8 protein-coding genes and 2 pseudogenes are annotated in these 9,800 nt (G+C 70.3%); 3 read left to right on the top strand and 7 right to left on the bottom strand.

Annotation, left to right across the window (positions count from 1 at the left end):
• From ACTWQJ_RS38010 to ACTWQJ_RS37995, 4 genes and pseudogenes are all read right to left on the bottom strand, one after another.
• Nucleotides 1-332 (bottom strand): annotated as a pseudogene (locus ACTWQJ_RS38010) (hypothetical protein); the annotation flags it as partial.
• Between the two features lie 430 nt (nt 333-762).
• Nucleotides 763-1,401 carry an O-methyltransferase gene (locus ACTWQJ_RS38005; protein ID WP_443310998.1) on the bottom strand — a complete coding sequence of 213 codons (639 nt, stop codon included), beginning with the start codon at nt 1,399-1,401 and terminating at the stop codon, nt 763-765.
• Between the two features lie 54 nt (nt 1,402-1,455).
• Nucleotides 1,456-2,424, bottom strand: a pseudogene (locus tag ACTWQJ_RS38000) (NAD(P)-dependent alcohol dehydrogenase).
• Between the two features lie 450 nt (nt 2,425-2,874).
• Nucleotides 2,875-3,450: an IS630 family transposase gene (locus tag ACTWQJ_RS37995; RefSeq protein ID WP_443310997.1), complete on the bottom strand. Its 576-nt coding sequence runs from the start codon at nt 3,448-3,450 to the stop codon at nt 2,875-2,877.
• Between the two features lie 119 nt (nt 3,451-3,569).
• Between ACTWQJ_RS37995 and ACTWQJ_RS37990 the strand changes: the two genes are divergently transcribed.
• Nucleotides 3,570-3,896 carry a transposase gene (locus ACTWQJ_RS37990; RefSeq protein WP_443310996.1) on the top strand — a complete coding sequence of 109 codons (327 nt, stop codon included), beginning with the start codon at nt 3,570-3,572 and terminating at the stop codon, nt 3,894-3,896.
• Between the two features lie 136 nt (nt 3,897-4,032).
• Here ACTWQJ_RS37990 and ACTWQJ_RS37985 read toward each other — a convergent pair whose 3' ends face one another.
• Nucleotides 4,033-5,520: a long-chain-fatty-acid--CoA ligase gene (locus ACTWQJ_RS37985; protein WP_443310995.1), complete on the bottom strand. Its 1,488-nt coding sequence runs from the start codon at nt 5,518-5,520 to the stop codon at nt 4,033-4,035.
• 164 nt (nt 5,521-5,684) lie between these two features.
• Between ACTWQJ_RS37985 and ACTWQJ_RS37980 the strand changes: the two genes are divergently transcribed.
• Together ACTWQJ_RS37980 and ACTWQJ_RS37975 are read left to right on the top strand one after the other, a co-directional pair.
• The gene (locus ACTWQJ_RS37980; RefSeq protein ID WP_443310999.1) at nt 5,685-6,854 is read left to right on the top strand and encodes a PucR family transcriptional regulator; all 1,170 of its coding nucleotides are present in this window, start codon (nt 5,685-5,687) and stop codon (nt 6,852-6,854) included.
• 301 nt (nt 6,855-7,155) lie between these two features.
• Entirely contained in the window at nt 7,156-8,049 is an 894-nt protein-coding gene (locus ACTWQJ_RS37975) for a LysR substrate-binding domain-containing protein (protein WP_443310994.1), read from the top strand.
• A gap of 39 nt (nt 8,050-8,088) precedes the next feature.
• Here ACTWQJ_RS37975 and ACTWQJ_RS37970 read toward each other — a convergent pair whose 3' ends face one another.
• Together ACTWQJ_RS37970 and ACTWQJ_RS37965 are read right to left on the bottom strand one after the other, a co-directional pair.
• Nucleotides 8,089-9,426 (bottom strand): MFS transporter, encoded by a 1,338-nt coding sequence (locus tag ACTWQJ_RS37970; RefSeq protein ID WP_443310993.1) that lies wholly within the window; start codon nt 9,424-9,426, stop codon nt 8,089-8,091.
• 84 nt (nt 9,427-9,510) lie between these two features.
• Nucleotides 9,511-9,800 (bottom strand): aldehyde dehydrogenase family protein (locus tag ACTWQJ_RS37965; RefSeq protein WP_443310992.1); only part of this gene is annotated, 290 nt, incomplete at its 5' end.

The raw sequence follows: 9,800 nt of genomic DNA, 5'->3' as shown, positions 1-9,800 counted from the left end.
GCCATGGTGGTCGGCTTGAGCACCAGCGTCTTCGCCGTCAGCCAGGTGTTCAGGTAGTCGGCGACGGTCTGGTTCGGGTCGGCGTTGAAGCCGCCGACCTCGCCCTCCAGGAACGTCCGCAGTGCGGCCTCGGCGGCGTCGTGGCTGGTGAAGCCGCCTCGCCGGACGGTGGTGCGGTGGCGGCGTAGAGCGGGGATGTCGACGGCGAACGTCCACGTCCCGTGGTGACCGTCGGTGAGCAGGTGGGGGCAGCGCGCTCCGAGCTGGCGGCGGTGGGTGTCTCGGCAGCCGCACCTGCGGTAGACGCGGCCGCGGCCGGCGGTGGTGCGCATGGGGATCGCCTCCCGGAGGCGGAGGAGGGGCCGACACTCCCAGTCTCGTGCGACCACCTGCGACCACCACGCCCGCCATGCCTGCCGTGACCAGCGGGTTTCCCTTGGCTGCGCGCCAAGGGCGGCGGCCTGAGGGCAGCCCGTGAATGATCTCGAGCGAGCCGGTTGGGCCGTTTCGCGTCTCCGAAGGACCGCGACGCGTTGGGTAGTCGCTTCTCCCTCAAGGCCAACAGCAGGTTCTTGGTCTGCTGGTGGTACACCACGCGCATGGCTCTGACCAGCGCGAATGAAGAGTCTAACGGGGGTGGGCTTGAGGCGCTGGTGGCCCGGCCGCGTGGGCGCCGGGTCGGCGAGCATCAGGACTCGATGCGGTCGAAGGGCTGCACCATGTGCGGGCGGCGCGTACGGAGCTGGGCCTGGACCTGGTGATTCAGACGCCGGCTCGCACGTCCACTACGTCATCTGCTGCGTCCCGTACGGCGATGAGCAGGCCGCTCGACCAGGTCAGCCGGGTGGTGCGGAAGTCGGAGCGTTCCTCCAGTGCGGCCAGCAGATCGGTCACGGCGGCCTCGTGACCGTCCGGCCAGCCGGGCTGGGGCGTCAGATCGTCGATGACGTACATCCCGCCGGGCGCGACCAGCTCCAGGACCCGGTCGAGGTGAGTGAACTTCCCCGGCCAGGTGTCCGCGAAGACGAGGTCGAAGGGGGCGCTGTCGTACTCCTCCAGCCAGCGCCCGCCGTCGCCGGTCACGAAGCGGACGCGCTCGTCGCCGTCGAACTGCCGCCGAGCGATGCCCTGCACGGCGTCGTCGAGCTCCACGCTCACCAGCTCGGCCGCCTTGTCCATCCCGCCGAGCAGCCAGGCGGTGCCTTCGCCGACACCGGTCCCCAGTTCGAGGATCCGACCGCCGGGGCGGGTCGCGGCGAGGGTGGCGAGCAGGCTCCCGGTACGGGGTTCGCACGACATGGTGAAACCGGCGGCCTGGGCAGCGGCCTGCAACTCCGTCAGGGCGGCGGGGAGCTGGGTGATGGTGGGGTTGTCGTCCATGTCGCATTCTGAAAGCGCCACGCCGAGCACCTCAACCCAATTCCGGCCCGCTGACCGGGCTGGGGCGGGCAGTCGTCAGATGGTGACGACGAGCTTGCCCCGGGGGTGGCCCTGCCTCAGGTGGTGGATGGCTGAGGGTGCCTCGGCGAGGGGGTAGGTGCGGTCGATGACCGGGGTGATCTGGTCCTTCTCGGTGAGGTCCTTCAGGGTCAGGAGGTCCTCGCGGCGGGTGAGGGAGACGAGGTTGCGGAGGTTCTGGGCGATGAAGGGGGAGAGCAGGACGGCTCACAGGCCACGGCTCATACCGCCGAGGAAACCGCTCCCGCCCTCGCCGCCGACGATGACGAGAGTGCCGCGTGGCGTGAGGGCTCGGCGGAGTACGGGCAGCGGCCGAAGTCCCGCGTTGTCGACGATGACGTCATAGCGGTGCGGGCTGTCGGTGATGTCCTCGCGCGTGTAGTCGATGACGTGGGTGGCGCCCAGGGACCGGACGAGGTCCGCGCCGGCGGGACCGCAGACGCCGGTGACCTCGGCGCCGTACATCGTGGCGAGCTGGACGGCGTACGTTCCCACGCCGCCGGACGCGCCGATGACGAGGACCCGCTGACCGGGCTGGGGGCGGGACTTGCCGCTGAGGGCCTGGAGGGCGGTCATGCCGGAGACAGGGAGGGCGGCGGCCTGCTCGAACGTGAGGTTGGCGGGCTTGAGCACAATCCTGTCGGCCTTGGCACGCGCATACTCGGCGAAGGCCCCCTCGCAGTTGCCGAACACCTCATCCCCCGGCTTGAAGTCGGTCACCTTCGCCCCGACCGCCTCGACCCGCCCGGCCCCGTCCCAGCCCCGGACGGGGTTCTTGGGCCTGCGAAGTCCGAGGGCGACCCGGGCCACGTACGGCTTGCCTGTCATCAGGTGCCACACTTCGGGCCCCACACCGGCGGCACGTACCTCGACGAGCACCTCGTCGTCGCCCGGTACGGGGCGGTCGATGTCACGCAGGTCCAGGAGATCCTCCGACCCGTACGCATCCTGAACGATCGCCTTCATGGCCGTAGCTCCCCATTGCGGTTTCCGACACCGAACAACCCGGGTTGCGCTGAGCATCCCGTTTACTCCGAGCATCCCGACGGATCGAACGTCTGACCAGATTCCTGAGCATGGTCTTGGGGCCGGGCGCGATGAGTTCTCCTACGGCGGACGCCCTACCGATCGACGACCCGGTGACCCGACGGGGGTGCCCGTTCGTCGGCCTTTCAGGCGGACAGATCTCTGGCGTCGGTCGCGGTCCAGGCCCGGTCGAGCCAGTGGGCGAGGGTGTCGAGGTCCGTGCAGGCGGTGATGCGCTCCTGGATGTCCTCGGGTGTGCGGATGCCCTTCCACTTATTGATCCGAAACCGAAAGGGTCCTATTCGAGGACGTAACGGACGTGTGGGCTGCCGAAGTAGCAGCGGACGATGTGTGGCTGACCCCTGGCGCCGGTGGAAGAACCGGCGGGTCTCAGCGGCGAGCTGGGCCTGGTCGCGGGCCGGCTGTGCATCGGAAGCTCCGTTTGAGGTCGGCAGTGACCAGCTCGTCAGGGTTCAGCTCCGGCGAGTACGACGGCAGGAAGTGCAGCTCGATGCGGTCCGGGTGATCCGCCAGCCAGGCGCGGACCTTGCGGGAGCGGTGCGCGGAGTGGCCGTCCACGACGAGGTGCACCTTACGGTCGACGTGGCCCGCGAGCCGGTCCAGGAAGCGACACATGACGTCGGCGTCGAAGGCCTCGGTGAACACCATGAAGTGCATCCGGCCCTTCGTGCTGATCGCGGACATCGCGTTGACCGAGAACCGGTTGCCCGTGCGGCGCACGACGGGGGTGCACCCCTTGGCGCCCCAGGTGCGGCCGGTGACCTGGTCGGAACGGATGCCGACCTGGTCGGCGAAGAGCACCTCACCACCCTCGGCCTTCGCCCTGGCCCGGATCGCCGGCCAGGTCTCCTCCCGCCAGACACGCACCGCTTCCGCGTCCTGCTCCACCGCCCATTTGTCCGGGCCCTGGAAGGACAAGCCCCAGCGGCGCAGGTACTTGCCCACGCCCTGGCTCGGTCAGCCGCACCCGGTACAGCTTCGCGATCAGATCCTGAGCTGCACCCCGTTTCGCGGAGTCCGTGATGCCAGGGTTACGATCCTGGCGAGGGAGATCCACCAGCACCATGGCAGCACCACGTAAATACCCGGACGAGCTCCGCGAGCGCGCGGTCCGTGAAGTCCGGGTCACCGGCCGGCCCGTCGCGCATGTCGCGCGGGACCTCGGCATCCATCCCGAAGCCCTGCGCGGCTGGGTCCGCCAAGACGTCAACGGGTGGATCCGCAACAGTGGCGACTTCGACGGCGTCATCGACTTCGACAAGGCAATGCATGACCCCGACGACCCTCTGGCCCTCAACGACGCCTACGACAGCGGCGACCACCTGCACCCCAACGACGCCGGCTATGAGCGGATGGCCAACGAGGTGAACCTCGCCCTGTTCACGCCGTAACACCGTGAAGCGGAGCCTCTGCGGACCCGCTGTTCAAGAGCGCAGATGCAGCGTTCGGTCCCCGCACGCCACGGAGGGCGGGGACCGAACGGGTCGCATACTGGACAGCCAGGCGCGGAGGTGGAGACGATCGACCTCACCCCGTCGGCGCGCTGATCTCCCTTTTGAGAATCTTGCCGCTGGGGCCGGTCGGCAGCGTGTCCACGAGCCACACCTCGCGCGGGTACTTGTACGCCGCCACCCGCTCCTTGACGAACTGCCGGAGCTCGTCGGGCGTGGCCTGCGCCTTCGGGCGCAGCACCACCGCGGCCGCGATCTCCTCGCCAAGATGTGCGTCGGCCACGCCCACCACCGCGGCCAGCGCAACGGCCGGGTGCTCGTGGAGCACCTCCTCGATCTCGCGCGGGTAGACGTTGTAGCCGCCGCGGATGATCATGTCCTTCTTGCGGTCGACGATGTACAGGTAGCCGTCCTCGTCCTGGCGCGCGAGGTCGCCGCTGCGCAGCCAGCCGTCCGGCATGGCGGCCGCCGTCTCCTCCGGGCGGTTCCAGTACCCCTTCATCACGTTCGGCCCGCGGACGGCCAGTTCGCCGATCTCGCCGGGAGCCACGTCCTGGCCCTTGTCGTCGAGGAGCCGCACCTCCACGTCCTTGATCGGGGTGCCGATGGACCCGGCCTTGCGCGGCCGGTCGGGGTGGTTGAAGGTGACCACCGGACTCGTCTCGGACATACCGAAGCCCTCCAGCACCACGCAGCCGAAGCGACGCTCGAAGCCGTGCAGGATCTCCACCGGCAGCGAGGCTCCGCCGGAGACGCACATCCGCAGCGTGGACACGTCGGCCTCCGACGGATGCTGGAGCAGCGCCGCGTACATGGTCGGTACGCCCTCGAAGATCGTCGCCCGGTCGCGGGCGATGGCGTCCAGCACGGTCTGCGGGTCGAAGCGGGGGATCAGGGTGAGCGAGGCACCGGCGCGGACGGTCACGCTCATCGTGCAGATCTGGCCGAAGATGTGGAACAGCGGCAGACAGCCCACGACCACGTCCTCCGCCGTCATCCGCTGCACATCGACCGCGTTGACCTCGGTGTTGTGCCGCAGCCCGGCGTGGGTGAGCGTGGCGCCCTTGGGGCGGCCGGTGGTGCCGGAGGTGTACAGCAGCACGGCCACGTCCTCGCTGTCCGGCTCGCTCACCTCCGGCAGCGGCTCGTGACCGGCCAGCAGGCCCGCGAAGGCGGCGGGCTCGACGGCCATGTGCCGCACTCCGGCGGCGGCCGCGCCCTGCGCGCCCTCGCCCGGCGCCTGGTGCCACTCGAAGAGCATCTCCGCGCCCGAGTCGCGCAGGTGGTACTCGGTCTCCCGGGTCTTCAGCAGCGGGTTCATCGGCACGACGACCGCTCCGGCGCGCAGCACGCCGTAGTACAGGACGACGAACTCGGGAACGTTGGGCAGCATCAGAGCGACCCGGTCTCCCGGCCGTACGCCCTCGGCCCGCAGCAGCGCGGCGGCGCGGGCGCTGCGCTCGTCGAGCTCCGCGTAGCTGGTCACCTGGCTCCCCAGTCGCAGCGCGGGGCGTTCCGGCTGCCGCCGTGCCGTCTCCACCAGGAACTCCGCCAGATTGGCCATGACCGCCTCCACGAACGTCGCCCTCGAAATCCGCTGTTCACGTTGACGACATCGTGCAGATGTCCGTGGCGATGGCCTATGTACGGTAGGACAGCGTCTGCCCTCCCGGATTGTTCCCGAGCACAAAACAGGGGCGTTACGCTGCGGGAATGAACCTCTCAGGGGTGGTCTCGGCGCTTCATGCGAGGCTGCCGGAACTGGGCGAGCGGATGGCGCAGCGCATCCGCTCGGACGTCGATGCCTACAAGGACGAGTCGCTGATCCCCTTCGACTCGCTGCGCCGCTCGTGCACCGCCAACGCGGACCTGCTCCTGAACCAGCTCGGCCGCGCGGGCGCGCAGGACCCGAGCCCGGCCCGGGAGACCGGCCGCCTCCGCGCCGAGCAGGGCGTGCCGCTGGCGGACACCCTGCACGCGTACCGGATCGGCTTCGAGCTCCTGTGGACGGATATCCTCGCCGAGGCACGCACCCATCCCGAGGTCACCGACGCCCAACTGGTGTCCCAGTCCGCGGAGATCTGGGCCCTGTTCGGCCGCTACGCGGAGGCGGTGGCGGCGGCCTACCGGGAGACCACCGCCGAGCTGACCTCGCGACGTCAGGCGCGCCGCTCGGCACTGGTGGAGGCGCTGTTCACCGGCGTCATCGCCGACCGCACGCTGTGGGAGGCCGCCCGCGAGCTGGGTCTGCCCGACCGCGGGCCCTACGTGGTCGCCGCGGCGGCGGCCGACGCTCCCGGCGAGGAGCCGCTGGCGGGGACGGAAGCGGCGCTGCGTCAGGCCCAGGTCCACTTCGCCTGGCGACTGCTGCCCGACCAGCAGATCGGTCTGGCCGCCCTGCCCACGGCGACGGCGGAGAGCACCTGCCTGCGCATCCTGCGCCGCGCGGGCGCCCGCGTAGGTGTCAGCCCGTGCTTTCACTCGCTGCGGGACACCCCCCAGGCTCTGCGCTTCGCCCGTCTGGCGCTGGCTGGCCTCCAGGGCACCGGCCCCGGCGTCGCACGGTTCGACGACAATCCGCTCGCCATGGTCGTCGCCGCCGCCCCGGCCGAGGCGGCACACCTCGTGGAGGCGGTCCTCCAGCCCTTGCTCGACCTCCCGGCCGCAGAGCGTTCCCGTCTCCTGGAGACCCTGGAGCACTGGTACGCCGCCGCCGGCTCCGCCACGGACGCGGCGCGGAGTCTCTTCGTCCACCCCAACACCGTCCGCTACCGGCTGCGCCGCGTCGAGGAGTTGTCGGGCCGCTCCCTGTCCGATCCGCGAGCGGCGGCGGACATCGGCGCGGCGCTCCTGGCGGTCCGCCGGGCGGGCGCGTCATTCAGTAACGTCATTCAGTAACTCGACTGCGTACTGCTACTGGCCTCCTCGCCCGGTCGGTCCGTAGGGTTCGGCGGGCCGCGTGGCCCGAGGATTGCCGAGGTGGTCGCAGGTCAGAACGACGGAGAGTGCCAACCGTCACCCCGCCCAGGGCAGCAACCAGTTGATCAGCCAGGGACGGAACCGGAACTGTTGACGTTGACGCCCGCAGGGCGAGACAGGGCATGCTGGCGCTGAACCGCCCTGCTGCTCGCAAAAGAGGCGCGATTATTCTGGCCGAATGCCCCGAACAGACCGGCTTCCCTCATTTTCATTGCGGCAATTGCACGTGTTCGTCGCGGTTGCCGAGACCGGGGCGATCAGCCGGGCGGCCGAGCGGCTGCTCGTCTCGCAGTCCTCCGTGTCACTGGCGCTGACGGAGCTCGAGCGTTCTCTGCGCACGACGCTCTGCGTGCGGCGGCGGGCGCACGGGGTGCAGCTCACGCCCGCCGGGGAGGCCGTGCTCACCCATGCGCGCCTGCTCCTGCATCAGGCCGCCGAGCTGGAGGCCGCCGCTGCGGGCGGCGAGGACACACTGACGGGGCGGCTCTCCCTGGGCTGCTACCCCACCGTCGGCCCGACCGTGCTGCCCACGCTCCTCCAGGGCTTCACCTCCCAGTACCCGGATGTCGAGGTCACCTTCCACGAGGACGTCCAGGACCAGCTACAGCGGCGACTCGAGGGCGGGGAGCTCGACCTCGTCATCGTGTACGACTTGGACCTGCCCCCGCAGTGGGGCAGCCGGCCGCTCCTCGAGCGTCGACCCGGCGTCCTGCTGCCCTGCGGCCATCGGCTCGCCGCCGACCCGGGTCCGCTGGACTTGCGTGAGCTTGCCGAGGAGCCGATGGTCCTGCTCGACACCACGCCCAGCTCCGCGCACGCCGCCGACGTGTGCTCGCGCGCGGGATTCTCCCCGCGGATCTCGTACCGGAGCCAGAACTACGAGACGGTGCGCGCTCTGGTCGGCCGCGGGCTCGGCTGGACGATCATGCTGCAGCGCCCAGGTACGGCCACGACGTATGAGGGGCTGGAAGTGGTTTTCAGGGAGATCGCGACGCCCGAGCCGGAGGCCGTGCGGCTTGTCGTCGCCTGGCCGCACGAGGGGCTCCTGAGCCGTGTGGCGCGGAGTTTCGTGCGGTATGCCGGGGAGCAGTTCACTGGGACGGCCGAGCGGTAGGGGCGGTCCGGACCAGGCCGCCCCGCTCGCGCCAGGGCGTCATGCCTGGGGATCCGCCGCAAGGTCGTTGTCCCTCGTCTCCCGGACGAAGGCGATGAGTACGACCGCGCTGATCGCGCACAGCGCCGTCAGGTAGCCGACGGTGCTGCCGACACCGCCGTGCGCCGCCGCCACCAGGGAGGCGACGATCATCGGTGTGAAGCCGGCGCCTAGCAGGCTCGCGAGTTGGTAGCCGAGGGACGCCCCGGTGTAGCGGGCCCGCGTGCCGAACTGCTCGGCGGTGAAGGCCGGCAGCGGGCCGAAGGTGAGGCTTTGGCACAGCGACATGCTGAGCAGGAAGGCTGCGACCACCAGCGGGAAGCTGCCTGAGCGCAGCAGTGCGAAGACCGGCCAGGCCAGGACCGCCATCGCGATGATGCCCGCGAGCATGACCGGCTTGCGCCCGTGCAGGTCGGACAGGTGCGCGGCCCCGAGGATGACGGGGATCGCGACGACCTCGGCGATCGCGAAGGCCGCGAGCGCCTGCCCCTCCGTGATGCCGTGCTGTACGGCGTACGTCATGCCGAACGTGGAGAACAGCGCCTGGATCGCGAAGCCGGCCATGCACACGAGTCCGGCGGTGAGCAGGTTCCGCGGCCGCCGCAGGATCCGCAGCAGCGGGATCGGCTCCTTGGCTGAAGGTGCTTTCTGTTCGTCCGCCTTGGCCATCGCCTCCTGGAAGACGGGGCTCTCCTCGACCCGTCGGCGTACGAAGAGGCCGACGACCAGCAGGGCTGCAGAGAGCAGGAACGGGATACGCCAGCCCCAGGACAGGAAGTCCTCCCGGGGCAGGAGTCCGGCGAGGGCGAGGGCGATCGTACCGAGTGCCGCGCCCGCCGGGGCACCGGCGTTGGTGAACGATGAGGCGAGTCCACGCCGTTGAGGCCCGGCGTGCTCGAGCGACATGAGCGCCGCGCCGCCCCACTCGCCGCCGACCGCGATGCCCTGCGCGGCACGCAGCACGATGAGTGCGACCGCGCCCCACACCGGCACCGCGGGCACAAGGCCGATGAGTGTCGAGGCGACACCCATGACGGTCATGGACAGGAGCAGCATCCTCTTGCGGCCGATGCGGTCACCGAAGTGCCCGAAGACGATGCCGCCCAGCGGCCGCGACAGATAGCCGATCGCGAAGGTGGCGTAGGAGGCGACGGTGGCGACCGCCGGTCCCAGACCGGAGAAGAAGACCGGCCCGAAGACGAGCGAGGAGGCGGTGGCGTACAGGATGAAGTCGTAGAACTCGATCGTGCTGCCGAGGAAGCTCGACAGGACGACCCTGCGGAGCGCGCGGGAGCGCTCCTGGGCGGCGGTACCCGGGACGACATCGGCCAGGGTCATGGGAATCCTCCACAACTGTGGGGTGAAGAGCGGCAGCTGAACGGGGTGAGGGGCCTGGCGCCGGCGTCCCGGCGCCGACACCGGTCAGAAGGGGTAGAACGGGACGCTGCGGCGCGCGGTGATCCAGCGGAGCTCGGTGAACGCCTCGACGCTGTTCTGGGCGCCGCCGAAGCGGGAGCCGTTCCCGGAGTCACCGAGTCCGCCGAAGGGGATCGTGGCCTCGTCGCCGACGGTCTGGTCGTTGACATGGGCGATGCCGGTGGGGATGCGGCGGGCGAGTTCGAGGCCGCGGCCCATGTCCCGGGTGAAGATCCCGAGGGAGAGCCCGTAGGAGGTGGCGTTCGCCAGTTCGACGGCCTCGTCCTCGGTGTCGA

The sequence above is a fragment of the Streptomyces sp. KR55 genome, assembly GCF_052245645.1.
Classification (GTDB): domain Bacteria; phylum Actinomycetota; class Actinomycetes; order Streptomycetales; family Streptomycetaceae; genus Streptomyces; species Streptomyces flavusporus.
This window is presented reverse-complemented; position numbering and strand designations above follow the sequence as displayed.

What these genes read in the sequence shown, in the direction of transcription:
- ACTWQJ_RS37985 (WP_443310995.1), bottom strand. Translation starts at nt 5,520, where the DNA reads ATGGCCAATCTGGCGGAGTTCCTGGTGGAGACGGCACGGCGGCAGCCG.
- ACTWQJ_RS37990 (WP_443310996.1), top strand. Translation starts at nt 3,570, where the DNA reads ATGGCAGCACCACGTAAATACCCGGACGAGCTCCGCGAGCGCGCGGTC.
- ACTWQJ_RS37970 (WP_443310993.1), bottom strand. Translation starts at nt 9,426, where the DNA reads ATGACCCTGGCCGATGTCGTCCCGGGTACCGCCGCCCAGGAGCGCTCC.